Origin of the sequence: Enterobacter cloacae complex sp. IR5401 (assembly GCF_049238425.1) — a bacterium.
GTDB classification, from domain to species: domain Bacteria; phylum Pseudomonadota; class Gammaproteobacteria; order Enterobacterales; family Enterobacteriaceae; genus Enterobacter; species Enterobacter hormaechei_C.
This window is the reverse complement of record NZ_JBMKHN010000006.1, coordinates 17,381-42,416: the sequence shown is the minus strand read 5'-3', so window position 1 is coordinate 42,416 and position 25,036 is coordinate 17,381. Positions and strand designations below refer to the sequence as shown.

Genomic DNA, 25,036 nt, shown 5'->3' with positions numbered 1-25,036 from the left:
TTCAGATGTCAACTAAAGAGTTCGCTACAATGCCTCTCCTTCTTTCTGAGAGACAAGCATTGTGGCGCTACTCATTATCACGACTATCCTGTGGGCCTTCTCCTTTAGTCTGATTGGCGAATACCTTGCCGGATCGGTCGACAGCTACTTTTCGGTGCTGATGCGCGTGGGGCTGGCGGCACTGGTGTTCCTGCCGTTCCTGCGTACCCGCGGGCAATCGCTAAAAACCATTCTGCTGTACATGCTGGTAGGCGCGATGCAGCTCGGCATCATGTACCTGTTCAGCTTCCGGGCTTACGTCTACCTGTCCGTCTCGGAATTTCTGCTCTTTACCGTGCTCACGCCGCTCTATATCACGCTGATTTACGACCTGCTCAGCAGGCGCCGCCTGCGCTGGGGATATCTGCTGAGCGCGGCGCTGGCAGTCATTGGCGCGGCGATAATTCGCTATGACAAGGTGAGCGATCACTTCTGGACCGGGCTGATGTTCGTCCAGCTCGCTAATATCAGCTTTGCCATCGGGATGGTGGGTTACAAACGCCTGATGGAGACCCGCCCGATGCCGCAGCATAACGCGTTTGCGTGGTTCTATATGGGCGCGGCGATTGTCGCGATTGCGGCATGGTTTATGCTCGGCAACCCGCAAAAGCTGCCGACCACCCCCGTGCAGTGGAGCGTTCTGGTCTGGCTGGGCGTGGTGGCCTCGGGGCTGGGCTATTTTATGTGGAACTACGGCGCGACGCAGGTAGACGCCGGAACGCTGGGGATCATGAACAACGTGCACGTGCCGGCAGGGCTACTGGTGAACCTCGCCATCTGGCAGGAGCAGCCGCACTGGCCGAGTTTCCTTATTGGGGGAACGGTGATCCTGGCTTCGCTGTGGGTACATCGCCGCTGGGTCGCTCCGCGCTCCGCACAAACGGAAGATGGTCGCACGCGTGGTTCCGCGCTGAGCGAATAAACGCTTCCGTAATTGGCTGACGTTGCTCGCCATCGCGCACGGCGGCGTACAGCCGGCTCCACAGTCCTTCACCCAGGGTTTTGGTGACCACCAGACCCTGGCGTTCAACCGTCTCGACCACCCAGTGCGGCAGCGCCGCAATTCCCATTCTGGCCGCCACCATCTGAATTAACAGCAGCGTGTTATCCACGCTTTTCAGCTGTGGGCTGATGCCTGCGGGTTGCAGGAAATGGCGCCAGATATCCAGACGACTGCGCTGTACCGGGTAAATCAGCAGCGTCTCCGTTGCCAGATCTTCCGGCGTGATACGCGTTTTGGCGGCCAGCGGATGGTCCGGGGCCAGCACCAGACGCACCTCAAAATCAAACATTGGCGAATAGTGCAGACCGCTGCGTGGCAGAATATCTGAGGTCATCACCAGATCCAGCTCACCCTGCTGAAGCGACGGCTGCGGATCAAACGTGACGCCGGATTTGAAGTCCATCTCTACCTGCGGCCACTTCTGGCGGAAGTTCTCAAGCGCGGGGGTCAGCCACTGAATACAGCTGTGACACTCAATGGCGATGCGCAGGGTGGTCTGCTGCGGCTCGTTGCAGGACTGCAACGCGCTGGCAATCTGCGGCAGCACCTGGTTCGCCAGCTGAAGCAAAATTTCGCCCTGCGGCGTAAAGCGCAAAGGCTGGCTCTTACGCACAAAAAGACGAAAGCCGAGGCGTTGTTCCAGATCGCTGAACTGGTGAGAAAGGGCAGACTGAGTCTGGTGCAGCGTGGCCGCTGCCGCCGCAAGAGAACCGCAGTTCCGCAACGCTTGTAGCGTTTTCAGGTGTTTAATCTCGATCATGAAAGTCCTTCACTTCGGCATGAACATTTTGCGCTTGAGGAATATACAGTACCTGCCAATTATAGAAGTGTAAACATCTGGACGTCTAAATAACGAATTTCTACAAGGGGTATGCCATGACAATCCGCACTCACACTCTCGGTTTCCCTCGCGTTGGTCTGCGTCGCGAGCTGAAAAAAGCGCAAGAAAGCTACTGGGCGGGTAACGCCACCCGCGAAGAACTGCTGGCGGTGGGACGCGAGCTGCGCGCGCGTCACTGGGATCAGCAAAAACAGGCGGGCGTAGACCTGCTGCCGGTGGGCGATTTCGCCTGGTACGACCATGTTCTGACCACCAGCCTGCTGCTTGGCAACGTGCCGGCTCGTCATCAGAACAACGATGGATCGGTGGATATCGATACCCTGTTCCGCATCGGCCGTGGCCGCGCGCCAACGGGTGAGCCAGCGGCAGCGGCGGAAATGACCAAGTGGTTTAACACCAACTATCACTATATGGTGCCGGAGTTCGTTAAGGGCCAGCAGTTCAAACTGACCTGGACCCAGCTTCTGGATGAAGTGGACGAAGCGCTGGCGCTGGGTCACCAGGTGAAACCCGTGCTGCTGGGGCCGGTCACCTACCTGTGGCTGGGCAAAGTGAAAGGTGAGCAGTTCGACCGCCTCAGCCTGCTGAACGATATTCTGCCGGTTTATAAGCAGGTGCTGATTGAGCTGGGTAAGCGCGGTATTCAGTGGGTGCAAATCGATGAACCGGCGCTGGTGCTTGAGCTGCCGCAGGCGTGGCTGGATGCCTTCAAACCGGCGTATGACGCGCTCACGGGCCAGGTGAAGCTGCTGCTGACCACCTATTTCGAGGGCGTAACGCCTAACCTCGACACCATTACTGCGCTGCCGGTTCAGGGTCTGCACGTTGATCTCGTTCACGGCAAAGACGATGTGGCAGAGTTGCACAAGCGTCTGCCTGCGGAGTGGCTGCTCTCTGCCGGTCTGGTGAATGGTCGTAACGTCTGGCGTGCCGATCTCACCGAGAAATATGCACAAATTAAGGACATTGTCGGTAAACGTGAATTGTGGGTAGCCTCTTCCTGTTCCCTGCTGCACAGCCCGATCGACCTGAGCGTGGAGACCCGACTCGACCCTGAGGTGAAAAGCTGGTTTGCCTTTGCTCTGCAAAAGTGTGAGGAGCTGGCTCTGCTGCGCGACGCGCTAAACAGCGGCGACACGGCAGCGATTACCGACTGGAGCGCTCCGATCCAGGCGCGCCGTCACTCGACGCGCGTGCATAACCCTGTGGTGGAAAAACGTCTGGCGGCCATCACCGCCCGGGACAGCCAGCGCCAGAGCCCGTATGAAGTGCGCGCCGAAGCCCAGCGTGCGCGCTTTAACCTGCCCGCGTGGCCGACCACAACCATCGGCTCCTTCCCGCAGACTACCGAGATCCGCGGCCTGCGCCTGGACTTCAAAAAGGGCAATCTGGATGCGAATCACTACCGCACCGGCATTGCGGAACACATCAAACAGGCGATCGTCGAGCAGGAACGTCTGGGTCTGGACGTGCTGGTGCACGGAGAGGCCGAGCGTAACGATATGGTGGAATACTTCGGTGAACACCTGGACGGCTTCGTCTTTACCCAGAACGGCTGGGTCCAGAGCTACGGTTCCCGCTGCGTGAAGCCGCCGGTGGTGATCGGCGACGTCAGCCGCCCGGAAGCGATCACCGTGGAGTGGGCGAAGTATGCCCAGTCTCTGACCGACAAACCGGTAAAAGGCATGCTGACGGGGCCGGTGACCATTCTCTGCTGGTCGTTCCCGCGTGAAGATGTTTCCCGGGAAACCATCGCCAAACAGATCGCCCTGGCGCTGCGTGATGAAGTGGCGGATCTGGAAGCGGCGGGGATTGGCATCATTCAGATCGACGAACCGGCGCTGCGTGAAGGGTTGCCGCTGCGTCGCAGCGACTGGGATGCTTACTTACAGTGGGGCGTGGAGGCGTTCCGCCTCAACGCGGCCGTCGCGAAGGACGACACGCAGATCCACACCCACATGTGTTACTGCGAATTTAACGACATCATGGACTCCATTGCCGCGCTCGACGCCGATGTGATCACCATCGAGACCTCGCGTTCAGACATGGAGCTGCTGGAGTCGTTCGAAGAGTTCGACTACCCGAACGAAATCGGGCCGGGCGTGTATGACATTCACTCCCCTAACGTGCCAAGCGTGGAGTGGATTGAATCGCTGCTGCAAAAAGCGGCCCAGCGCATCCCGGCGGAACGTCTGTGGGTAAACCCGGACTGCGGCCTGAAAACTCGCGGCTGGCCTGAAACCCGCGCGGCGCTGGCGAACATGGTGCAGGCGGCGCAGAATTTGCGTCAGGCGTAGTGGGGCTGGATTGCCCGGTTGGCGTAGCCGCCACCGGGCTTTTGGTATTACGCTTTCTTCCCGCCGTACTGGCTGAACCACGCCAGCATTCTCTGCCAGCCATCTTTTGCGGATTCCGCGTGATAGCTCGGACGATAATCGGCATTAAACGCGTGTCCCGCATCCGGGTACACCACGATTTCGGCCTTCGCGTTTGCCGCCCGCAGCGCGTGGCGCATGGTCTCGACGGTATCAAGCGGAATGCCGGTATCCTGACCGCCATACAGCCCTAGCACCGGGGCATTTAAATCGGTGGCGATATCAACCGGATGTTTCGGCGAGTTCAGCGTCTTTTCGCCCACCAGTTTGCCGTACCAGGCCACGGCCGCTTTCAACTGCGGATTGTGCGCGGCATACAGCCAGCTAATGCGTCCGCCCCAGCAGAAGCCGGTCACCATCAGACGGTGCGGGTCGCCACCGTTGCGCGCCGCCCAACTGGCAACGTGGTCGAGATCGGCCAGTACCTGCGCGTCCGGCACTTTGCTGACCAGGTTGCTGAACAGCGTCGGGATGTCGCTGTAATCATTCGGATCGCCCTGACGGAAATAGAGTTCCGGCGCAACGGCCAGGTAACCTTCCAGCGCCAGACGGCGGCAGAGGTCGCGAATATGTTCATGAACGCCAAATATTTCCTGCACCACGATCACGATGGGCAGCGGGCCATCGGCAGATTTTGGCCGCGCGTGGTACGCTGGCATGTTCTCTCCCTGGGAGGGAATGGAGGTCTCGCCTGCGGTAATGGCTTCTTCAGGGGTTGAGACGATGGTTGAAGCGTGCGGGGCCGCAGCAGGTGCAAAACCGGTTTTTTCAGTCATGGCATTCTCCGTACCAATGAATGGATTAGCGCAAAGATAAATATAGACACCAGGTTAACAACCCACAGTGCCTTATAGCGTCTATCTTTTGTGCAGCACCCGGCGATATAACTTGTTAATGTGATGTGAATCACTATTTTATGGAAATTAACTGCAATCATTTTCATTCATGGTGAGGTGTGTCACGAAATAATGCACATTGCTTCTGTAAAGTACCGTTTTACTTCTTCTGACAAACCGACCCACAGAGGAGTCACCTATGTCTAAGTCTGATGTTTTTCATCTCGGCCTCACTAAAAACGATTTACAAGGGGCTACGCTTGCTATCGTCCCTGGCGATCCAGAGCGTGTGGAAAAGATCGCCGCGCTAATGGATAAGCCGGTTAAGCTGGCAGCGCATCGCGAATTCACCACCTGGCGCGCAGAGCTGGACGGTAAAGCGGTGATCGTGTGCTCTACCGGTATTGGTGGCCCGTCTACCTCTATCGCCGTTGAAGAGCTGGCGCAGCTGGGCATTCGTACTTTCCTGCGCATCGGCACCACAGGCGCCATTCAGCCGCACATCAACGTGGGCGACGTGCTGGTTACCACCGCATCCGTGCGTCTGGACGGGGCAAGCCTGCACTTTGCACCGATGGAATTCCCGGCAGTGGCTGATTTCGAATGCACCACCGCGCTGGTTGAAGCCGCGAAATCCGTGGGCGCCACCACCCACGTGGGCGTAACTGCCTCTTCCGATACCTTCTACCCGGGCCAGGAGCGTTACGACACCTTCTCTGGTCGCGTGGTGAGCCGTTTCAAAGGCTCCATGGAAGAGTGGCAGTCGATGGGCGTCATGAACTACGAAATGGAATCTGCGACGCTGCTGACCATGTGCGCGAGCCAGGGTCTGCGTGCCGGTATGGTGGCGGGCGTTATCGTCAACCGTACCCAACAGGAGATCCCGAACGCTGAAACCATGAAGCAGACTGAAAGCCATGCGGTGAAAATCGTGGTTGAAGCGGCGCGCCGCCTGATCTAATTCTCTCTTCAGTGCTAAAAGGCCGACATGCTCGGCCTTTTATTTTTGCGTAACGCCTCGCAGGAAAACCCTTTCAAACTGGACGTTCATACAGCACAATTCTATTTTGTGCGGGTTAGACGTGGATGCAGGGGGCATTGTGGATATCTCAATCCTGGTTTATGCGGTAGTTGCGCTGGTGAGCGTGGGGATTGGCTGGCTCATTTCCGGCTACCAGCATGCGCAGCAGAAAGCCGAACAGCTGGCAGAGCGCGAAGAGATCGTCGCCGAACTCAGCGCAACGAAACAACAGCTTGCGCTGAGTGACCACTGGCGCGACGAGTGCGAACTGCTCAATAACGAACTGCGCAATCTGCGTGATATCAATACCTCGCTGGAGGCCGATCTCCGTGAAGTGACCACCCGTCTTGAGTCCACCCAACTGCACGCCGAAGACAAAATCCGTCAGATGATCAACAGCGAGCAGCGTCTTAGCGAGCAGTTTGAGAACCTCGCGAACCGCATTTTTGAGCACAGCAATCGTCGCGTGGATGAGCAGAACCGTCAGAGCCTGAACAGCCTGCTGACGCCCCTGCGTGAGCAGTTGGACGGCTTTCGACGTCAGGTACAGGACAGCTTTGGTCAGGAGGCCCGCGAGCGCCACACGCTGGCGCATGAAATTCGTAATCTCCAGCAGCTGAATGCGCAGATGGCGCAGGAGGCGGTTAACCTGACGCGCGCACTGAAAGGTGATAACAAAGCGCAGGGAAACTGGGGCGAAGTGGTCATGACGCGCGTGCTGGAGGCCTCTGGCCTGCGCGAAGGATACGAATACGAAACGCAGGTCAGCATTGAAAACGATGCGCGCTCGCGGATGCAGCCGGATGTCATTGTTCGTCTGCCACAGGGCAAAGATGTGGTTATCGACGCCAAAATGACGCTGGTGGCCTATGAGCGCTACTTCAACGCGGAAGATGACTACACCCGCGAAACAGCGTTGCAGGAGCACATCGCCTCCGTGCGTAACCATATCCGTCTGCTGGGCAGAAAAGATTATCAGCAGTTGCCGGGGCTGCGATCGCTGGATTATGTGCTGATGTTCATTCCGGTTGAGCCAGCCTTCCTGCTGGCGCTCGACAGACAGCCCGAACTGATCACCGAAGCGCTGAAAAATAACATTATGCTGGTCAGCCCCACCACGCTACTGGTGGCGTTACGTACCATTGCCAACCTGTGGCGTTATGAGCACCAAAGCCGTAACGCGCAGCAGATTGCCGATCGCGCCAGCAAGCTGTACGACAAAATGCGGCTGTTTGTGGACGATATGTCCTCGGTAGGGCAAAGCCTGGATCGCGCGCAGGATAACTACCGCCAGGCGATGAAAAAACTCTCCTCCGGGCGCGGCAATTTGCTGGCGCAGGCGGAGGCGTTTCGCAGCCTGGGGGTGGAAGTTAAACGCGAGATTAATCCGGAACTGGTGGAGCAGGCTACCGCTCAGGACGAAGAGTTTCGTCTGCGTGAAGGCGACGGTGAGCAAAATAGCCGCAATGAAGACAACGGTTTAGCGGCGAGTTTATCCCCCGAAGCGCAGCCGGCACGTTTCTTTCACGGTGGTTGAAACGTAGGGCAAATGCGCCCAATCTGTTACACTTCACGAACATTTGACTGATTAGCAGGCTCTGAGATGGTTGACGATTCACAAGACACAACGCACTTTGGCTTTCAGACTGTCGCCAAAGCGCAGAAAGCTGACATGGTGGCCCACGTATTTCATTCCGTGGCGGCGAAGTACGATGTGATGAATGATTTGATGTCATTCGGCATTCATCGCTTGTGGAAGCGCTTCACTATTGATTGCAGCGGCGTGCGCCGTGGACAAACGGTGCTGGATTTAGCCGGAGGCACAGGGGATCTGACCGCTAAATTCTCCCGTCTGGTTGGCGAAACCGGCCGCGTGGTGCTGGCGGATATCAACGACTCCATGCTGAAAATGGGACGCGAAAAGCTGCGTAACATCGGCGTGGTAGGCAACGTTGAATATGTTCAGGCCAACGCCGAAGCGCTGCCGTTCCCGGATAATACGTTCGACTGCATCACCATCTCTTTCGGTCTGCGTAACGTGACCGATAAAGATAAAGCGCTGCGCTCCATGTACCGCGTGCTGAAGCCGGGCGGCCGACTGCTGGTTCTCGAGTTTTCTAAACCGATTATCGACCCGCTGAGCAAAGCTTACGATGCCTATTCCTTCCACGTTCTGCCGCGCATCGGCGAGCTGGTGGCAAACGATGCAGAAAGTTACCGTTATCTGGCCGAATCCATCCGAATGCACCCGGATCAGGACACGCTGAAAGCGATGATGCAGGATGCCGAGTTTGAAAACGTGGAATACTTCAATATGACGGCGGGTGTCGTCGCGCTGCATCGTGGTTACAAGTTCTGAGTGGAGGTTTCCCGTGCCCATTAAACCCTTAGTCACCGCAGGCATCGAGAATGTACTGAATGCCTTTCTGTATCGCGCTCCGGCGCTGAAAACCGCACGTCAGCGGCTTAACGGAAAGGTGCTGCGCATCGTGTTAAAGGAGTTCTCGACGCCGCTTGTGCTGGTCTTCAGCGAACGCCAGCTTGACGTTCTGGGGGAGTGGGAAGGCGAAGCTGATTGCTCGGTAATTACGCACATGAGCGTCTTACCAAAACTGCGTGACCGTCAGCAGATGACGGCGCTTATTCGCAGCGGTGAGCTGGAGGTCGAAGGCGATATTCAGGTGGTACAGAACTTCGTTGCACTCAGCGATCAGGCTGAATTCGACCCGGCGGAACTGCTGGCGCCCTATATCGGCGACATCGCGGCTGAAGGGATAAGCAAAACGCTGCGCACGGGATCCGCTTTCCTGCGTAAAGGTCTGCTCCGTCAACAGCGCTATGCTGCCGAGGTGCTGACCGAAGAGTGGCGTATGGCGCCGGGGCCTTTAGAAGTCGCCTGGTTTGCAGAAGAGACCGCGGCAGTTGAGCGCGCAGTTGATGCGTTAACCAAACGGCTGGAAAAACTGGAGGGCAAATGACGCCTGGTGAAATTCGGCGCCTCTATTTTATCGTTCGCACCTTTTTGAGCTACGGGCTCGACGAGCTTATCCCCAGAATGCGTATCACCCTGCCGCTTCGGCTTTGGCGTCGCACGCTGTTCTGGATGCCGAATCGCCATAAGGATCAGGAGCTGGGCGCACGCCTGCGTCTTGCGTTGCAGGAGCTGGGACCGGTCTGGATCAAGTTTGGGCAGATGCTCTCAACACGTCGCGACCTTTTTCCACCGCAGATTGCCGATCAGCTCGCACTATTGCAGGATCGCGTCGCTCCGTTTGACGGAGAGAGAGCGAAGAAACAAATCGAAGAAGCGATGGGCAATATCCCCATCGAGACCTGGTTTGATGATTTCGATATTCAGCCTCTGGCCTCTGCCTCTATTGCGCAGGTTCATACTGCGCGCCTGAAGGAAAATGGCAAAGAGGTGGTCATTAAAGTGATACGTCCGGATATCCTGCCGGTTATCAAAGCAGACATGAAGCTGATTTATCGCCTGGCTCGCTGGGTGCCGCGTCTGTTGCCGGATGGCCGCCGTCTGCGTCCGCTGGAAGTGGTACGGGAATACGAAAAAACGCTGATTGATGAGCTTAACCTGCTGCGTGAATCGGCGAACGCCATTCAGCTGCGTCGAAACTTTGAAGACAGCCCGATGCTGTATGTTCCTGAAGTCTATTCTGACTATTGCAGTCAGAACATGATGGTGATGGAACGTATCTACGGTATTCCGGTCTCGGACGTGACGGCGCTGGAAAAACAGGGCACCAACATGAAGTTGCTGGCCGAACGTGGCGTGCAGGTCTTCTTTACTCAGGTTTTCCGCGACAGCTTCTTCCATGCTGACATGCATCCGGGCAACATTTTTGTCAGCTATGAGCACCCGGAAGATCCTAAATACATCGGCATCGACTGCGGTATTGTCGGCTCGCTGAATAAAGAGGATAAGCGTTATCTCGCCGAGAACTTTATCGCTTTCTTCAATCGCGACTACCGTAAGGTGGCCGAGCTGCACGTGGATTCAGGCTGGGTTCCGCCAGATACCAACGTGGAAGAGTTTGAATTTGCGATCCGCACCGTCTGTGAGCCGATTTTTGAAAAGCCGCTCTCGGAGATCTCTTTCGGACACGTCCTTCTCAACCTGTTCAACACCGCACGCCGTTTCAATATGGAAGTGCAGCCACAATTAGTTTTACTTCAGAAAACATTACTTTACGTTGAGGGCGTAGGCCGCCAGCTCTATCCTCAGTTAGACTTGTGGAAAACCGCGAAACCGTTCCTCGAATCCTGGATTAAGGATCAGGTCGGTATTCCAGCCCTGGTTCGCTCGCTTAAAGAGAAAGGCCCGTTCTGGATTGAAAAAATGCCTGAAATTCCTGAACTGGTTTACGACAGTTTGCGTCAGAGCAAGAACCTTCAGCACAGCATGGATAAAATCGCGCACGAGCTTCAATCCAGTCGCGTGCGTCAGGGGCAGTCCCGCTATCTCTTCGGAATTGGCGCGACGCTGCTGATAAGCGGCACGTTGCTGTTGATCAATCGTCCGGACTGGGAAATGATGCCAGCCTGGATTATGGCTGCCGGTGTGGTTGTCTGGCTTGCTGGCTGGCGAAAAACGCGCTGAATTAGCGTCGCTATCGAGAGATTGCATACGTATAATGCGATCTGACTAATTAATCATCTATCACTGGGGAACACGCATGGGTGGTATCAGTATCTGGCAGTTAGTGATCATTGCCGTCATCGTTGTGCTGCTGTTTGGCACGAAAAAACTCGGATCGATTGGTTCCGACCTGGGCGCGTCAATCAAAGGCTTCAAGAAAGCCATGAGCGATGATGAGAATAAGCAGGAAAAAACCAGTCAGGATGCTGATTTTACCGCTAAATCCATCGCCGATAAGCAGGACGAAGCCAAAAAGGAAGAGGCTAAACGTCACGATAAAGAGCAGGTGTAATTCGTGTTCGACATTGGTTTTGGTGAGTTACTGCTGGTCTTTGTGATTGGTCTGATTGTGTTGGGGCCGCAGCGTTTACCCGTTGCGGTGAAAACCGTCGTGGGCTGGGTGCGGGCACTTCGCTCGCTGGCAGCTACCGTGCAGAACGAGCTGGCACAGGAGCTGAAGCTTCAGGAATTTCAGGACAGCCTGAAAAAGGTTGAAAAGGCGAGCATGGATAACCTGACGCCGGAGCTGAAAGCATCAATGGATGAGTTACGCGAAGCGGCTGAATCCATGAAGCGCTCATACAGCATTAACGATCCTGAGAAGGCGAGCGATGAAGCAAACACCATCCATAATCCGGTGGTGAAGGGCAGCGAAGAGCAGCGCGAGGGTGTGACGCCTTCCAGCGCGGAGCATCAGGCCGCTTCGCCAGAGCAATCGCCGCAGGAGCCCGAAGTGAAAAAGCAGGTGCCGCCGGAAGAGCCCGTGGTCAAAACGGCTGAGGTAAAACCCGCCGCGCCCGTTTCCGAATCATCCCCCTCGTCGAGTGATAAAGCGTAAACATGGCAGTAGATGATACTCAACCGCTGATTGCGCACCTCATTGAGCTGCGTAAGCGCCTGTTAAACTGCATTATTGCGGTTTTCCTCATTTTTTTATGTCTGGTCTATTTCGCCAACGATATCTATCAGGTGGTTTCCGCGCCGCTGATTAAACAGATGCCGCTGGGCGCGACGATGATTGCAACGGACGTTGCTTCACCGTTCTTTACCCCCATCAAGCTGACCTTCTGGGTATCGTTGATTGCATCTGCACCGGTCATTTTGTATCAGGTCTGGGCATTTGTGGCGCCCGCGCTGTACAGGCATGAACGCAAGCTGGTTATTCCGCTGCTGGTGTCCAGTTCGCTGCTGTTTTACATCGGCATGGCGTTCGCCTACTTCGTTGTCTTCCCGCTGGCCTTTGGCTTCCTGACGCATACCGCGCCGGAAGGGGTACAGGTTTCGACGGACATCGCCAGCTACCTCAGCTTCGTCATGGCGCTGTTTATGGCCTTTGGTGTCGCCTTCGAGGTGCCCGTAGCGATTGTCCTGCTCTGCTGGGTAGGGGTGACCACGCCTGACGATCTGCGTAAGAAGCGCCCGTACATCCTGGTGGGGGCATTTGTTGTAGGTATGCTGTTAACGCCACCGGACGTCTTCTCGCAAACCTTACTGGCGATACCGATGTACTGCCTGTTTGAAGTCGGCGTATTCTTCGCTCGTTTCTACGTCGGAAAGGGGCGTACCCGGGACGAAGAAGACGAGCCGTCTGAAGAGACCACGAAAGAATAAAACCAACCGCCCGTCAGGGCGGTTGTCATATGGGGATACGTATGTTTGATATCGGGCTTAACCTCACCAGCGCCCAGTTTGCGAAAGACCACGATGAGGTGGTGGCGCGCGCCTTTGCCGCCGGCGTGGGTGGGCTGCTACTGACGGGAACGAATCTGCATGAGAGTGAGCAGGCACGGCAGATGGCGCAACGCTATCAACACTGCTGGTCCACCGCAGGCGTGCATCCTCATGACAGCAGCCAGTGGACGCATGAAAGCGCTGAGGCGCTTCATCGTCTGGCACAAACGCCAGAAGTGGTTGCCATTGGCGAATGCGGGCTTGATTTCAACCGTAACTTCTCGACGCCTGAAGAGCAGGAGAAGGCATTTACCGCCCAGCTTGCGCTGGCAGCAGAGCTGGAGATGCCGGTGTTTATGCACTGTCGCGATGCGCATGAACGTTTTATGGCGCTACTGGAACCCTGGCTGGAGAAACTGCCGGGCGCGGTGTTGCACTGCTTTACGGGCTCCCGTCAGGAAGCGCTGGATTGCCTGAACCGCGGGCTTTATTTGGGTATCACGGGCTGGGTCTGCGATGAGCGTCGTGGGCTGGAACTGCGTGAGCTGTTACCCGTTATCCCGGCCGATCGTTTGCTGCTGGAAACGGATGCGCCGTATCTGTTGCCCCGGGATATGCAGCCCAAACCGCCATCACGACGTAATGAACCGGCCTACCTGGGGCATATTGCTGAGCGAGTGGCGCACTGGCGGGGAGAAGATGTGCAGTGGCTGGCAGCACAAACCGATGATAACGTGCGTCGTCTGTTCGGCGTGCAGTTCTAAACTTTGCGGAAATCGGTGTTTTTCACGCTCTGCAACACCTCTTTGTTCAGCAGGTTGAGCAGCAGCATGGAGCGCGCTTCACCGTCCGGCTCAGCGAAGATGGCCTGTAAGCCTTCAAAGGCGCCTTCGGTGATCACCACGCTGTCGCCGGCATAAGGGGTTTCCGGATCGGTAATATCTTCAGGCTGCTGGTAGACAGAAAGCTGATGAATAACCGATGACGGTACTCTTGCCGGATGGGCGCCAAAACGCACAAAATGGCTGACGCCGCGCGTGGCACTGATCGTCGTGGTGTGGATCACTTCGGGGTCGAATTCGACGAACAGGTAATTCGGGAACAGAGGCTCACTGACGGTCGTGCGTCTTCCACGCTGCATTTTTTCAAGCGTGATCACGGGTGTCAGGCAGTTAACAGACTGACGTTCAAGATGTTCCTGCGCGCGCTGAAGTTGCCCGCGTTTGCAATACAGTAAATACCAGGCCTGCATAATCACTCTTCCCATTGTTCGGGGCGCAAGCATACCAAAACCCTGGCGGGATCGCTAAGGTGATTATAATGGCGAAAAAGAGAGTAAGTCGTGGAAGTTCACGCTAATTTAACAAAATTACAGCATCACGCGGTCTTACGCCGTATAATGAAGCGCTTACAGAGAGGCCATGATTAACTGCATGAAATACCACGATCTACGCGACTTCCTGGCGCTGCTGGAAAAGCAGGGCGAACTCAAACGCATTACGCTTCCTGTTGATCCGTATCTGGAAATGACAGAAATCGCTGACCGCACCCTGCGCGCGGGCGGCCCGGCGTTGCTGTTTGAAAACCCAAAAGGCTACACCATGCCGGTGCTGTGCAACCTGTTTGGCACACCTCGCCGCGTGGCGCTGGGGATGGGGCAGGAAGATGTCACGGCGTTACGTGAAGTGGGCAAACTGCTGGCCTTTCTGAAAGAGCCGGAGCCGCCAAAAGGGTTCCGCGACCTGTTCGACAAACTGCCGCAGTTTAAGCAGGTGTTGAATATGCCCACCAAACGCCTGCGCGGTGCGCCGTGCCAGCAAAAAGTGCTGGAAGGCGATGCGGTGGATCTGACCAAAATTCCCATCATGCAGTGCTGGCCTGAAGATGCCGCACCGCTGATCACCTGGGGCCTCACCGTGACGCGTGGGCCGCATAAAGAGCGTCAAAACCTCGGCATTTACCGCCAGCAGCTGATTGGCAAAAATAAGCTCATCATGCGCTGGTTGTCCCATCGCGGCGGGGCGCTGGATTTCCAGGAGTGGTGCGCGGCCCATCCGGGCGAACGCTTCCCGGTTTCCGTCGCGCTGGGTGCCGATCCGGCAACCATCCTGGGCGCGGTGACGCCTGTTCCTGATACGCTGTCTGAATATGCCTTTGCAGGGCTGCTGCGCGGCACCAAAACCGAAGTGGTGAAGTGCATCTCCAATGACCTGGAAGTACCGGCCAGCGCAGAGATTGTGCTGGAAGGTTACATTGAACAGGGCGAGCTGGCACCCGAAGGGCCGTACGGCGACCACACCGGCTATTACAACGAAGTGGATAACTTTCCGGTGTTCACCGTCACCCACATTACCCAGCGTGAAGATGCCATCTATCACTCCACCTATACCGGCCGTCCACCCGACGAACCGGCGGTACTGGGCGTGGCGCTGAACGAAGTGTTCGTGCCGATCCTGCAAAAGCAGTTCCCGGAAATCGTTGATTTTTATCTGCCGCCGGAAGGGTGTTCGTATCGCCTGGCGGTGGTGACGATGAAGAAGCAGTATGCCGGTCACGCTAAGCGCGTGATGATGGGCGTATGGTCTTTCCTGCGCCAGTTTATGTATACCAAGTTTGTGATTGTCTGCGATGATGACGTCAATGCCCGCGACTGGAATGACGTTATCTGGGCCATCACCACGCGTATGGATCCGGCGCGTGATACGGTGTTAGTGGAAAACACGCCGATTGATTACCTGGATTTTGCCTCGCCGGTTTCCGGACTTGGCTCAAAAATGGGACTGGATGCCACGAACAAATGGCCTGGCGAAACCGACCGTGAATGGGGTCGCCCGATCGAAAAAGATCCTGCCGTGACCGCGCGAATTGACGCGATCTGGGACGAGCTGGCCATAATGAATAACGGTAAGGCAGAATAAGACCGTTTAGCCCTATAGACTTCCCGACAGAGAGAGCGAATGACAACCTTAAGCTGTAAAGTGACGTCGGTAGATGCTATTACCGACACCGTATATCGCGTCCGTTTGGTTCCTGAAGCGGCATTCTCATTCCGTGCCGGTCAGTACCTGATGGTCGTGATGGACGAGCGTGATAAGCGTCCTTTCTCTATGGCCTCAACGCCAGCAGAGAAGGAATTTATTGAGCTGCATATTGGTGCGTCTGAGCTTAACCTGTACGCGATGGCCGTGATGGACCGCATCCTGAAAGAGCGTGAAATCGTGGTCGATATTCCTCATGGCGAGGCCTGGCTGCGTGAAGACGAAGACCGTCCGCTGATCCTGATTGCCGGTGGCACGGGCTTCTCCTATGTCCGCTCTATTCTGCTGACGGCGCTGGCGCGTAATCCAAATCGCGATATCACCATCTACTGGGGCGGCCGTGAAGAGAAGCACCTTTACGATCTGTCTGAGCTGGAGGCGCTGAGCGTAAATCATCCAAACCTGCGCATTGAGCCGGTTGTCGAGCAGCCGGAAGAGGGCTGGCGCGGGCGCAGCGGTACGGTGCTGACTGCGGTATTGCAGGATCACGGGACGCTGGCCGGGCACGATATCTACATTGCCGGTCGCTTTGAAATGGCAAAAATTGCCCGCGACCTGTTCTGCAACGAGCGTGACGCGCGGGAAGATCGTCTGTTTGGCGATGCGTTTGCGTTTATCTGATTGAGAGACCCGCTTCGGCGGGTTTTTTATGCTCGGGCAATAGCCTGGTGAAAATTTAACCTTGAAATGGGCGGCGCATTGCCGTTATTCTTGTTCCCGTTAAATTTCGCCCTCAGGAGCGCCCCCCAAAAATGAACAAACACGACTGATGAATTTCGATCCTTGCTCAACGCATCGCGTCGGCAGGGGATGTTTTGATTTCATTCAGGAGTGCTTATGGCTCATTTTGCGCAGTCCCCCTCTTTTATTTTGCATCAGGTCACCTGTCAGTTTGCGACGGGCGATATCCTTTTTGGTCCACTGAATCTTTCTCTGGATGCGTCAGTGTGCGCGCTGGTTGGCCGCAACGGCAGCGGTAAAACACGCCTTCTCCGGTTGCTGGCAGGAGTTGATGAACCCGCCAGCGGTCATATTGAACGCTTTGGTACACACGTCTACGTGGCGCAGCAGCAGGATATTTCTGCGGATACCACGCTTGCCGAACTGCTTGGTTACGACGCGATCTTTGCGGCGCGCACGCGCATCGACAGCGGTCATTATGAACCCGACGATCTCGACACGCTCGACGGTTATTGGGATCTGGCTGAACGGCTGAGCCAGGCTTTTATCGCTGCAAAATTTCCCCCTTTTGACCCGAGTAAACGCGCGGCAGAGTTGAGCGGTGGCGAGCGCATTCGTGCCTTGCTGTGCAGCGCATTCACCGCGGATGTTGACTACCTGCTGCTGGACGAACCGACCAACCACCTCGACAGGCAAGGCCGCAAGTGGTTCTACGAGCAGCTTTCCAGGTATCAGGGCGGGGTGCTGGTGGCCTCTCACGACCGTGAGTTGCTGGCCCAGGTACCGCGAATCCTTGAACTGAGCGCGTTGGGCTTGCGCAGCTACGGTGGGAATTATGCTGACTATCGAACCCAGCGTGATGCTGAACAGCTGGCTGCCCGCGCCGCGCTGGAGCATGCTGCCACCGAGCGCAAGCGTACCCGCGCCCGTATGCATAAAGAGCATGACGACAGCCTGCGGCGTTCAGCCAAAACGCTTCGCACGGTCGACAGCCTTAACATCGCCTCGTTTGAACGGGTCAAATACAAAGGGGCGGCGAAAGAGCGTATTGGTTCCTGGAAAAAACAGCATAGCGATCAAAACCATGCTTTGAACGCTGCGGTCAACCAGGCACGCGAGCGGGTTGAAGAGGATAATGCGGTGATGTTTACCCTGCCGGGCAGTGAAATCCCGGAAGGGAAACAGGTGCTGGTGCTGGAAGAACTGGTGCTTCCGCACGTGCCTGTCCCACCGATAAACTGGCGAATGGATGGCCCGATGCGCGTGGCGCTACGCGGGCCGAACGGCTGTGGAAAATCCACGCTGTTGAAAGTGATGTTGGGCGAAACCGCCCCTGTTACGGGAATCTGTAAGGTCTCTGTCAGGTGTGCTTATCTCGATCAGCATCTTTCCCGGCTGGATCTGTCGCAGTCGGTGATGACTCACCTTAGCCTGGGCAATACGCCGCTCGAAGAGGGGGCGCTGCGTACCCGTTTAGCGCAGCTTCAACTGGGCGCAGAGAAAGTGACACTACCACTGGCCGAACTGAGTGGCGGCGAGCGCCTGAAGGCCGCGCTGGCCTGCGTATTGTGGCGTGAAGCGGCAACGCAGCTGTTGCTTCTGGATGAGCCGACCAACCATCTTGATCTGGCCTCTGTTCAGGCCATTGAAGCGGCCCTGGCCGATTATCCCGGCGCGCTGCTGGTGGTGTCGCACGATGAAGCTTTTCTGGCAGGGCTGAAGCTGACGCATGAACTGGTGTGGGAAGAGACGGGATGGCGATGTGAAAGCCTGTAAACACAAGCCCCCGCAAGGGCGGGGGCAAACAAACTTTATCAGGCTAACTGCTTGCGAAGGTCAGGGTTTGCCTGGATCAGGCGCATCAGCTTTAGCTCGGCTGGGGTAGGTTTTTCACGTTTTGACTCCCACTCCAGCACCATTGCTACGCTGACACCCATCGCTCTTGCGAATTCATCTGTTTTCAGGCCCGATCCTTTGCGTAAACGCTCAAATTCACTAAAAGGATTGGACTTTTGATTCAGGGTAACCGTCGGCGGTACATCTTTAAAAATAATCTGTTCCAGGCTGCTCAGCAGCTCAAACTCAGGATCTTTTAATTCCATTGAGAACTCCTCATAAATCACACATCGGGATCATGAACATCAGAGAGCCTGTTAAGAATAGTCCCTAAACCAGACACAGGATCGTCACGGCTGTGATTAATTGTGCGATAACGATCGCTTTACACGTTTCAGCTATATGGATAGTTATGCTAATTACCTGATTAGTCATATGTAGGGATTCACAGGTATTTTTTTGTAAATAGTCAGTACAAAAACGGGAATACCCGTTTTGCATGAAAACTCTATCTTGCAAGGCTGACCTGGACTATCCTTGTCAGCGTTGGGCACGCGTGTGCCGGTGTGCGCTTTTTGGGTGAAAGGAGTAATAAAATGGCGACAGGAAAGTCCTGCTCTCGCTGGTTTGCGCCTATTGCGGCGTTATTGATGGTTGTTAGCCTGAGTGGGTGTTTCGATAAAGAAGGCGATCAGCGCAAAGCGTTTATCGATTTTCTACAGAATACAGTGATGCGTAGCGGCGAGCGTTTACCAACGCTGACTGCGGATCAGAAAAAACAGTTTGGTCCATTCGTGTCGGATTACGCCATTCTGTATGGCTATTCACAGCAGGTAAGCCAGGCGATGGATTCCGGTATTCGCCCGGTAGTGGATAGCGTGAATGCCATCCGTGTTCCACAGGATTATATGACCCAGCGCGAACCGCTACGCCAGTCAAATGGCGCGCTTGGGGTACTGAGCCAGCAGCTGCAAAATGCCAAAATGCAGGCTGATGCGTCGCGTTCCGCGTTGAAGCAGGGCGAGGATCTTAAACCGGTCTATGACCAGGTGTATGAGAAAGTCGTGACCAAGCCGTCAAACGCTTTGCAACCGCTGATCCCGGCGGCGCAGGTCTTTACTCAGCAGTTGGTCCAGGTGGGTGACTTTATTAGTGAACAAGGTACGCAGGTGAGCTTTGTCTCTAACGGTATCCAGTTCCCGACCTCCCAGCAGGCGAGCCAGTATAACGCGCTGATCGGTCCGCTCGCGTCCCAGCATCAGGCCTTTAGCCAGGCCTGGAGCGCAGCGGTCGCTGCTACGGAATAAGAAAAACCCCCGCTTCGGCGGGGTTTTTTTATGCTTGATGAAAATAACGCTTGTCATTCATCTACCACATCGGTATAACTATGTTCGTCGGTTTGTTACACAGACCTAAAGCAGTTTAGTAAAGCAGTCCAGATTGTTATCCATAGATACCCTTCGTAGTGACCCTTCCTTCATCGCTTAAAAATCTGTAACGCAATCCATCAAGCCGGAAGGCACAATATATTTGTTAATAAGGTAATTTCTATGTCTGCTAAAATGACTGGTCTGGTAAAATGGTTCAACGCTGATAAAGGTTTCGGCTTCATCACACCTGACGATGGCTCTAAAGACGTGTTCGTACACTTCTCTGCTATCCAGAACGATGGCTACAAATCTCTGGATGAAGGTCAGAAAGTTTCCTTCACCATCGAAAGCGGCGCTAAAGGCCCAGCAGCTGGTAACGTTGTAAGCCTGTAAGCTTCCAGCCCAGTAGCACTAAATTCAAAAACCCGCCTTCTGGCGGGTTTTTTCGTTTCTACTGTTGTATCTGCGGGTTAACGCAGTTCTTATCCACTTTACCGCCGAGCGCGGCAATCAGGTTATCCACGGCGGTCGCCGCCATGTTGTAGCGTGTTTCATGAGTTGCAGAGCCGATGTGAGGCAGGGCGACGACGTTCGGCATGGTCAGTAGCGGAGAATCCACCGGCAGCGGCTCTTGTTCAAACACGTCCAGACCAGCGGCGTGGATCTCACCGTTTTGCAGTGCCTCAATCAGCGCCTTCTCATCGACCACCGGACCACGACCCGCGTTGATGAAAATGGCCGATTTCTTCATCTTTTCAAACGCCGCTTTGCCGATGAGATGACGCGTTTCATCCGTCAGCGGCAGGATCAGGCAGACAAAGTCGGCTTCCCGCAACAGCGTATCAAGCTCGCAATAAAGGGCGTTGAAACGTTCTTCAGCTTCACTGTGGTGACGGCGCGCGTTATACAGAATGGGCATGTTGAAGCCAAAATGCGCGCGCTGTGCCAGCGCCAGACCGATACGGCCCATCCCAACAATCCCCAGCGTTTTGCCATGAACGTCCACGCCGAACCAGTCCGGGCCAATGCTTTTGGTCCATTCGCCCGCTTTCACGCGCTCGGCCACTTCCACTACACGACGGGCGGTGCTAAGCACCAGCGCCATCAGCGTGTCGGCGACGGTTTCCGTCAGGGCATGGGGCGTGTGCATCAGCAGGATGTTGCGCGCGTTTAGCGCATCCACGTCGAAATTGTCGTATCCCACCGAAACGGTTGAGGTAGCACGAAGCTTCGGCATTTTCTCCAGCAGCGCTGCATCCACCTTTTCGCTCGAACCCAGCAGGCCCTCGGCGCTGGCAAACGCGTCGGCGTGCTGTGCCACGGTTTCCGGGCTGAGGTTCTTTACCCGGGTAACGGTAAAGTGTTCCTCCAGGCGTTTTTGCAGATCTTCAGGCAGTGCTTTGTACAAAATGACGGACGGCTTCATGCTAATCTCCGTTGATTTTAAAAGGATTCAGGCGTGGCGTGCGCCGACGGGTAGCTGTTGATTATTAGCAGGCTTAACAATCAGAGTAAGCCATACCGAGGCAAAAAGCGCCACCCCCATAAAGATGTAAGAGGCCGACGGGCTGCCGGTGGCACCGTTAAGATAGCCCACAAACCACGAGCCAAAGAACGAACCCAGCGCACCCATACTGTTGATCAACGCCATCGCGCCCCCTGCGACGTTACGCGGCAGCATTTCCGGGATGATGGCAAAGAACGGACCATACGGGGCATACATGGCCGCACCCGCAATCACCAGCAGAGTGTACGAGACCCAGAAGTGGTTCGCGCCTACGGCCCAGGAGCCAATGAAGGCAAAAGCAGCGATCAGCAGCAGTGGCCAGACGAACAGCTTACGGTTTTGCAGCTTGTCCGATGCCCAGGAGACGATAATCATCGCGATGGTCGCAGCCAGGTAAGGCACCGATGACAGCCAGCCCACTTCCACCATGCCAAGGTTTTCACCGCCGCTGCGGATAATCGACGGCAGCCACAGCACAAAACCGTACACGCCAATACTCCAGGTAAAATACTGTGCGCACAGCAGAATAACGTTCCGGGAGCGGAAGGCTTCGCCGTAGTTACGCACCGCTTTAAGCCCTTGCTGCTCTTTATCCAGCTGCGCCTGGAGTGCGGCTTTTTCGTCTTCAGAAAGCCATTTCGCCTGTGCTGGCTTATCTTTCACCAACACCCACCAGCAGAAGGCCCAGATAATCGCGGGAACGCCTTCGATGATGAACATCTCGCGCCAGCCGAAGGACTGGATCAGATAGCCGGAAACCACCGACATCCACAGCACGGTGACCGGGTTACCGAGTATCAGGAACGTATTAGCACGTGAACGCTCAGATTTTGTGAACCAGTTGCTGATGTAAATCAGCATTGCTGGCATGACGGCCGCCTCAACCACGCCGAGAATAAAGCGAATAGCCGCCAGAGCAGGAATGTTATTCACCACGCCAGTAAGCGACGCACAGGCACCCCATAAGATCAGGCAGATGAAAATGAGCTTTCGCACGCTGCGGCGTTCAGCGTAAATCGCGCCGGGGATCTGGAAGAAGAAATACCCCAGGAAGAAGAGGGCGCCCAGCAGGGACGAGACCCCTTTGGTGATCCCGAGGTCTTCGTTGATCCCGGCGGCGGATGCGAAACTGAAGTTGGCACGATCCAGGTACGCCAGGCTGTACGTGATAAACACGATTGGCATGATGTACCACCAGCGTTTTACTGCATTGGTCGAACTGTTCATAGGCTTGCCTCTGTTGTTGAGGTTGTTGCCGCCGTTGTCTGTAGGGTACACGGTGGCTTAATTATCTGGTGCGGATTGCTGCCCTCACCCTGGTCCTCTCTCACGGGGAGAGGGAATTTAGACGCCGAGCTCTGCTCGTGTTGGTAATCCTTCGCTGTCGCCCTGCACCTGAATCGCCAGCGAACCAATTTTGTTGCCTCGCGCCACGGCCTGCGACAGCGGTTTGCCCTCCAGCAGGGCGCTGATGACCCCGACGGCAAACCCATCGCCCGCGCCCACGGTATCGACCACGTTGTCGACTTTTACCGCAGCGACAGCGCCTTGCTCACCGTCGGCAGTTTTAAACCATGCGCCGTCGGCACCGGTTTTCAGCACCACGGCTTTTACCCCTCTGTTGAGGTAAAAATCAGCAATGCCTTCGGGCGTGCTTTCGCCAGTGAGGATCATTCCCTCTTTTATGCCCGGCAGAACCCAGTCCTCCTGAAACGCCAGTCGGTTGAGTTTCTCAGCCATCTCCGCTTCGCTTTTCCACAGTACCGGGCGCAGGTTCGGATCAAAGGAGATCGTTTTGCCCTGCGCTTTCATTGCCGAAGCCGCGTGATCGAGTAAATCGTACGAGCTGGCCGAGAGCGCCGCCGCCACGCCGCTCAGGTGCAGGTGGCGCGCGGAGGAGAAATACGCGGCGTGATAATCATCCACGGAGAGATGGCTTGCCGCTGAGCCTTTGCGGAAATACTCCACGATGGGATCGGTTCCATTTTCAACTTTAGATTTCAGCTGAAAGCCCGTCGGGAAGCGTCCGTCGAGCGTGACGCCTGCGGCATCAATGCCCTCTTTTTTCAGCGAGTCGAGAACGAAATGGCCAAAGCTGTCATTGCCCACGCGGCTCACCCAGCCGACATTCAGCCCCAGCCGCGCAAGGCCGGTAGCGACATTCAATTCGGCGCCTGCCACGCGTTTGATAAAGTGCTCCACTGCGCTCAGCTCGCCCGTTTCGGTGGCGACAAACATCGCCATGGCCTCGCCGATAGTGATAACGTCCAGCGTCTTGTGCATGGTTTACTCCTCGCGCAGCAGGTTGACGTAATGGCGGGTGACGGCGGTGAGATCCGTCCCTTCGAGCGGAAATTCGATACCGCGCGGCGCGTCGGCAGGCAGTTGATTAAGCAGATCCCGCCAGCGAGAATCGGTCTGATCCGGCGCGACGGCGCGGAACTGCGCCTTATGCGGGACTGCGGCCTTCACATGAATATAGCTCACGGCGGGAGCCAGCTGTCGTGCAGCCTCTTCCGGGGAGTCGCCAACCCACAGCCAGTTGCCCATATCGAACGTCAGTGTGACCGGCAGCGCCATTACCCGGCAGGCGGCTTTGAAGCGCTGCATCGGCGCGAGCTGCCCGCAGTCGGTCTGGTCGTTTTCCACCACCAGCGTCATGCCGCTTTCATCCAGCAGTGCGCGCAGGGCTTCAAGCGGTTGTTTGTCGCTGAAATGACCCAGCGAAACTTTAAGCCACAGCGCGTTCAGTGCGCTGGCTTCGCTAAGGTAGCGCGGAAGATCCGGGTTGAGGGTTCCATCGGGCATAAACAGGGGGGCCGGGGCGGAGTAGCACGCCAGTAAACCCAGCAGTTCAATGGACTCGCCCAGCGCAGGCAGGGCCATTAACTCGTCGTGGCTGAAGAGCTCTCGGCGGATTTCAACGCCATCAGCTCCTGCGCCGGCAATAACGGGAAGCATTGCCCGTTGACCGCCTGCCTGTCGCACCTGATCCGCACCATACGCGGCGGTGACCACCATAATTTTCCTGCTCATTTCCTGACTCCAGAGCGTAATCGATAGTATTACGCTAGATGGAACCGGTTCCAAAGAAAAGATCGGGATGCTGAATTTATGATCGCTGTCACGAAGGGGAAATTAACGGGCAGTAGAGCCGCGAACGATCAGCTCGCCAGAAAAAACCTGCTCGCGTACGGCGTCGCGGGTGCCTTCAATGCGGCGAACCACTTGTTCAACCGCGGCATAGCCGATCTGCCAGGTGGGTTGTTTGAGGGTGGTAATGCCTACGCCAGCAAGTTCAGCCCACTCCAGTTCATCAAAGCCGAGCAAGCCGATGTCGCTGCCCCAGTGCAGGCCAATGCGTTTAAGCGAGCGGGCAACCTGAAGCGTCAGCGCCCCGTTAGCGGAGATCACCGCCTTACGCATTCCCCGATGGCGGGTATGGAACTGGCGCAGGGTATTATCCAGCTGTCCGGCTTCATGGAGGGGGATTTCAGCATTTTCGGCGATCACACCGGCATAACGCGCCAGCGTGGCGCGAAATGCAGCCAGGCGGTCGCGGCGGGTGTTAACCATACCCAGCGGTTCGCTCAGGAACAGAATGGCTTCGAAACCCTGTTCAATCAGGTGCTCGGTGGCAGTGGTGGCCGCCTGGGTGTTATCCAGTCCGACCACATCGCAGGCAAATTCCGGGATTTTGCGGTCAATAAGCACCATCGGGAGAGACGATTGTTGCAGACGATTTAGCCCCTCTTCGCGCATCCCGACGGCATTGACCACGATCCCTTCCACCTGATAGCTGCGCAGCAGATCGAGGTAATGCAACTCCTGATCAACTTCGTTATTGGTGTTACAGACCAGCGGGGTAAAGCCTTTTTCCCGGCACGCCGCTTCGATGCCGCTGAGTACGTTAACGGAGTAGGGGTTAGTGATATCGGCGATGATAAGCCCAATCAGGCGGGTGCGACCCCGCTTGAGGCCGCGCGCCATCAGGCTGGGACGGTAGTCGAGATCGGCAATGGCTTGTTCGATCCGCGCCAGCAGCGCATCGGACAGCAGGTGTTTCTCGCCGTTGAGGTAGCGTGAAATGCTGGTTTTACCGGTTTTGGCGGCTTTCGCCACGTCGCTGATGGTGGCCCGGGTTGGTTTGATCATCGCTGATTT

25 protein-coding genes are annotated in these 25,036 nt (G+C 56.1%); 16 read left to right on the top strand and 9 right to left on the bottom strand.

The annotated features are described in order from the left end of the window. Positions 1-61 precede the first annotated feature (61 nt). A complete protein-coding gene (locus ACOTX1_RS10755) occupies positions 62-961 on the top strand; it encodes a carboxylate/amino acid/amine transporter (RefSeq protein WP_003860795.1) in 900 nt (299 codons plus the stop codon). Here the strand turns inward: ACOTX1_RS10755 and metR are convergent. Then, positions 849-1,802 (bottom strand): HTH-type transcriptional regulator MetR, encoded by a 954-nt coding sequence (gene metR / locus ACOTX1_RS10750; RefSeq protein ID WP_015570000.1) that lies wholly within the window; start codon positions 1,800-1,802, stop codon positions 849-851. The two genes, ACOTX1_RS10755 and metR, sit on opposite strands and share 113 nt — an antisense overlap. Before the next feature lie 116 nt (positions 1,803-1,918). Between metR and metE the strand changes: the two genes are divergently transcribed. Continuing rightward, entirely contained in the window at positions 1,919-4,180 is a 2,262-nt protein-coding gene (gene metE / locus ACOTX1_RS10745) for a 5-methyltetrahydropteroyltriglutamate--homocysteine S-methyltransferase (protein ID WP_023315188.1), read from the top strand. 47 nt (positions 4,181-4,227) lie between these two features. Here metE and ACOTX1_RS10740 read toward each other — a convergent pair whose 3' ends face one another. Beyond that, entirely contained in the window at positions 4,228-5,034 is an 807-nt protein-coding gene (locus tag ACOTX1_RS10740; protein WP_003860793.1) for a dienelactone hydrolase family protein, read from the bottom strand. A 259-nt stretch (positions 5,035-5,293) separates the two neighbouring features. On the opposite strand from ACOTX1_RS10740, the gene udp reads away from it, so the two are divergent. The 9 genes from udp (at position 5,294) to tatD (ending at position 13,204) form a co-directional block, all read left to right on the top strand. Continuing rightward, entirely contained in the window at positions 5,294-6,055 is a 762-nt protein-coding gene (gene udp / locus ACOTX1_RS10735) for a uridine phosphorylase (protein ID WP_003860792.1), read from the top strand. Between the two features lie 139 nt (positions 6,056-6,194). Further along, on the top strand, positions 6,195-7,652 hold the full coding sequence (gene rmuC, locus ACOTX1_RS10730) for a DNA recombination protein RmuC (protein ID WP_023315189.1): 1,458 nt from the start codon (positions 6,195-6,197) through the stop codon (positions 7,650-7,652). Positions 7,653-7,718: 66 nt separating this feature from the next. Continuing rightward, positions 7,719-8,474, top strand: a complete 756-nt coding sequence (gene ubiE / locus ACOTX1_RS10725) for a bifunctional demethylmenaquinone methyltransferase/2-methoxy-6-polyprenyl-1,4-benzoquinol methylase UbiE (protein ID WP_003860790.1) — start codon at positions 7,719-7,721, stop codon at positions 8,472-8,474. 13 nt (positions 8,475-8,487) lie between these two features. Beyond that, positions 8,488-9,093, top strand: a complete 606-nt coding sequence (gene ubiJ / locus ACOTX1_RS10720; protein ID WP_003860788.1) for a ubiquinone biosynthesis protein UbiJ — start codon at positions 8,488-8,490, stop codon at positions 9,091-9,093. Continuing rightward, positions 9,090-10,730, top strand: a complete 1,641-nt coding sequence (gene ubiB, locus ACOTX1_RS10715) for a ubiquinone biosynthesis regulatory protein kinase UbiB (protein ID WP_022650180.1) — start codon at positions 9,090-9,092, stop codon at positions 10,728-10,730. The genes ubiJ and ubiB overlap by 4 nt, the downstream gene beginning before the upstream one ends. A 76-nt stretch (positions 10,731-10,806) precedes the next feature. Continuing rightward, positions 10,807-11,061 carry a Sec-independent protein translocase subunit TatA gene (gene tatA, locus ACOTX1_RS10710; protein WP_003860787.1) on the top strand — a complete coding sequence of 85 codons (255 nt, stop codon included), beginning with the start codon at positions 10,807-10,809 and terminating at the stop codon, positions 11,059-11,061. Between the two features lie 3 nt (positions 11,062-11,064). After that, a complete protein-coding gene (tatB, locus tag ACOTX1_RS10705) occupies positions 11,065-11,607 on the top strand; it encodes a Sec-independent protein translocase protein TatB (RefSeq protein ID WP_023315190.1) in 543 nt (180 codons plus the stop codon). Positions 11,608-11,609: 2 nt separating this feature from the next. Next, entirely contained in the window at positions 11,610-12,380 is a 771-nt protein-coding gene (tatC, locus tag ACOTX1_RS10700) for a Sec-independent protein translocase subunit TatC (protein ID WP_023315191.1), read from the top strand. A gap of 41 nt (positions 12,381-12,421) precedes the next feature. After that, positions 12,422-13,204, top strand: coding sequence for a 3'-5' ssDNA/RNA exonuclease TatD (gene tatD, locus ACOTX1_RS10695; protein WP_023315192.1), 783 nt, complete (start codon positions 12,422-12,424; stop codon positions 13,202-13,204). Here the strand turns inward: tatD and rfaH are convergent. Further along, positions 13,201-13,692, bottom strand: a complete 492-nt coding sequence (rfaH, locus tag ACOTX1_RS10690; RefSeq protein ID WP_003860779.1) for a transcription/translation regulatory transformer protein RfaH — start codon at positions 13,690-13,692, stop codon at positions 13,201-13,203. The genes tatD and rfaH overlap by 4 nt on opposite strands. Positions 13,693-13,861: 169 nt before the next feature. Between rfaH and ubiD the strand changes: the two genes are divergently transcribed. From ubiD to ACOTX1_RS10675, 3 genes are all read left to right on the top strand, one after another. After that, positions 13,862-15,358: a 4-hydroxy-3-polyprenylbenzoate decarboxylase gene (ubiD, locus tag ACOTX1_RS10685; protein ID WP_022650184.1), complete on the top strand. Its 1,497-nt coding sequence runs from the start codon at positions 13,862-13,864 to the stop codon at positions 15,356-15,358. 39 nt (positions 15,359-15,397) lie between these two features. Then, positions 15,398-16,099 carry an NAD(P)H-flavin reductase gene (fre, locus tag ACOTX1_RS10680; RefSeq protein WP_003860778.1) on the top strand — a complete coding sequence of 234 codons (702 nt, stop codon included), beginning with the start codon at positions 15,398-15,400 and terminating at the stop codon, positions 16,097-16,099. A gap of 216 nt (positions 16,100-16,315) precedes the next feature. Further along, positions 16,316-17,935 carry an ABC-F family ATP-binding cassette domain-containing protein gene (locus ACOTX1_RS10675; protein WP_023315193.1) on the top strand — a complete coding sequence of 540 codons (1,620 nt, stop codon included), beginning with the start codon at positions 16,316-16,318 and terminating at the stop codon, positions 17,933-17,935. A gap of 38 nt (positions 17,936-17,973) precedes the next feature. Here the strand turns inward: ACOTX1_RS10675 and ACOTX1_RS10670 are convergent, their stop codons facing one another. Beyond that, positions 17,974-18,261, bottom strand: a complete 288-nt coding sequence (locus ACOTX1_RS10670) for an HTH-type transcriptional regulator (protein WP_003860776.1) — start codon at positions 18,259-18,261, stop codon at positions 17,974-17,976. A gap of 330 nt (positions 18,262-18,591) precedes the next feature. On the opposite strand from ACOTX1_RS10670, the gene ACOTX1_RS10665 reads away from it, so the two are divergent. Together ACOTX1_RS10665 and cspE are read left to right on the top strand one after the other, a co-directional pair. Continuing rightward, positions 18,592-19,302, top strand: coding sequence for a DUF3053 domain-containing protein (locus ACOTX1_RS10665; protein ID WP_017383576.1), 711 nt, complete (start codon positions 18,592-18,594; stop codon positions 19,300-19,302). 243 nt (positions 19,303-19,545) lie between these two features. Continuing rightward, positions 19,546-19,758, top strand: coding sequence for a transcription antiterminator/RNA stability regulator CspE (gene cspE / locus ACOTX1_RS10660; RefSeq protein ID WP_003860775.1), 213 nt, complete (start codon positions 19,546-19,548; stop codon positions 19,756-19,758). 58 nt (positions 19,759-19,816) lie between these two features. Here cspE and ghrB read toward each other — a convergent pair whose 3' ends face one another. The 5 genes from ghrB to ACOTX1_RS10635 form a co-directional block, all read right to left on the bottom strand. Beyond that, a complete protein-coding gene (gene ghrB / locus ACOTX1_RS10655; protein WP_023315194.1) occupies positions 19,817-20,791 on the bottom strand; it encodes a glyoxylate/hydroxypyruvate reductase GhrB in 975 nt (324 codons plus the stop codon). Between the two features lie 27 nt (positions 20,792-20,818). After that, a complete protein-coding gene (locus ACOTX1_RS10650; RefSeq protein ID WP_017694735.1) occupies positions 20,819-22,099 on the bottom strand; it encodes an MFS transporter in 1,281 nt (426 codons plus the stop codon). Positions 22,100-22,216: 117 nt separating this feature from the next. Beyond that, the gene (locus ACOTX1_RS10645) at positions 22,217-23,155 is read right to left on the bottom strand and encodes a sugar kinase (protein ID WP_421766824.1); all 939 of its coding nucleotides are present in this window, start codon (positions 23,153-23,155) and stop codon (positions 22,217-22,219) included. A gap of 3 nt (positions 23,156-23,158) precedes the next feature. Continuing rightward, positions 23,159-23,908: a sugar phosphate isomerase/epimerase family protein gene (locus ACOTX1_RS10640; protein WP_032608229.1), complete on the bottom strand. Its 750-nt coding sequence runs from the start codon at positions 23,906-23,908 to the stop codon at positions 23,159-23,161. Positions 23,909-24,010: 102 nt separating this feature from the next. Continuing rightward, entirely contained in the window at positions 24,011-25,027 is a 1,017-nt protein-coding gene (locus ACOTX1_RS10635; RefSeq protein WP_023315197.1) for a LacI family DNA-binding transcriptional regulator, read from the bottom strand. Positions 25,028-25,036 lie beyond the last annotated feature (9 nt).

Bases quoted from the DNA above. Each gene is read 5' to 3' on its own strand.
- metR (WP_015570000.1), bottom strand. From the start codon at position 1,802: ATGATCGAGATTAAACACCTGAAAACGCTACAAGCGTTGCGGAACTGC.
- metE (WP_023315188.1), top strand. From the start codon at position 1,919: ATGACAATCCGCACTCACACTCTCGGTTTCCCTCGCGTTGGTCTGCGT.
- ACOTX1_RS10740 (WP_003860793.1), bottom strand. From the start codon at position 5,034: ATGACTGAAAAAACCGGTTTTGCACCTGCTGCGGCCCCGCACGCTTCA.
- udp (WP_003860792.1), top strand. From the start codon at position 5,294: ATGTCTAAGTCTGATGTTTTTCATCTCGGCCTCACTAAAAACGATTTA.
- ubiE (WP_003860790.1), top strand. From the start codon at position 7,719: ATGGTTGACGATTCACAAGACACAACGCACTTTGGCTTTCAGACTGTC.
- ubiB (WP_022650180.1), top strand. From the start codon at position 9,090: ATGACGCCTGGTGAAATTCGGCGCCTCTATTTTATCGTTCGCACCTTT.
- tatA (WP_003860787.1), top strand. From the start codon at position 10,807: ATGGGTGGTATCAGTATCTGGCAGTTAGTGATCATTGCCGTCATCGTT.
- tatC (WP_023315191.1), top strand. From the start codon at position 11,610: ATGGCAGTAGATGATACTCAACCGCTGATTGCGCACCTCATTGAGCTG.
- tatD (WP_023315192.1), top strand. From the start codon at position 12,422: ATGTTTGATATCGGGCTTAACCTCACCAGCGCCCAGTTTGCGAAAGAC.
- rfaH (WP_003860779.1), bottom strand. From the start codon at position 13,692: ATGCAGGCCTGGTATTTACTGTATTGCAAACGCGGGCAACTTCAGCGC.
- ubiD (WP_022650184.1), top strand. From the start codon at position 13,862: ATGATTAACTGCATGAAATACCACGATCTACGCGACTTCCTGGCGCTG.
- fre (WP_003860778.1), top strand. From the start codon at position 15,398: ATGACAACCTTAAGCTGTAAAGTGACGTCGGTAGATGCTATTACCGAC.
- ACOTX1_RS10675 (WP_023315193.1), top strand. From the start codon at position 16,316: ATGGCTCATTTTGCGCAGTCCCCCTCTTTTATTTTGCATCAGGTCACC.
- ACOTX1_RS10670 (WP_003860776.1), bottom strand. From the start codon at position 18,261: ATGGAATTAAAAGATCCTGAGTTTGAGCTGCTGAGCAGCCTGGAACAG.
- ACOTX1_RS10665 (WP_017383576.1), top strand. From the start codon at position 18,592: ATGGCGACAGGAAAGTCCTGCTCTCGCTGGTTTGCGCCTATTGCGGCG.
- cspE (WP_003860775.1), top strand. From the start codon at position 19,546: ATGTCTGCTAAAATGACTGGTCTGGTAAAATGGTTCAACGCTGATAAA.
- ghrB (WP_023315194.1), bottom strand. From the start codon at position 20,791: ATGAAGCCGTCCGTCATTTTGTACAAAGCACTGCCTGAAGATCTGCAA.
- ACOTX1_RS10650 (WP_017694735.1), bottom strand. From the start codon at position 22,099: ATGAACAGTTCGACCAATGCAGTAAAACGCTGGTGGTACATCATGCCA.
- ACOTX1_RS10645 (WP_421766824.1), bottom strand. From the start codon at position 23,155: ATGCACAAGACGCTGGACGTTATCACTATCGGCGAGGCCATGGCGATG.
- ACOTX1_RS10640 (WP_032608229.1), bottom strand. From the start codon at position 23,908: ATGAGCAGGAAAATTATGGTGGTCACCGCCGCGTATGGTGCGGATCAG.
- ACOTX1_RS10635 (WP_023315197.1), bottom strand. From the start codon at position 25,027: ATGATCAAACCAACCCGGGCCACCATCAGCGACGTGGCGAAAGCCGCC.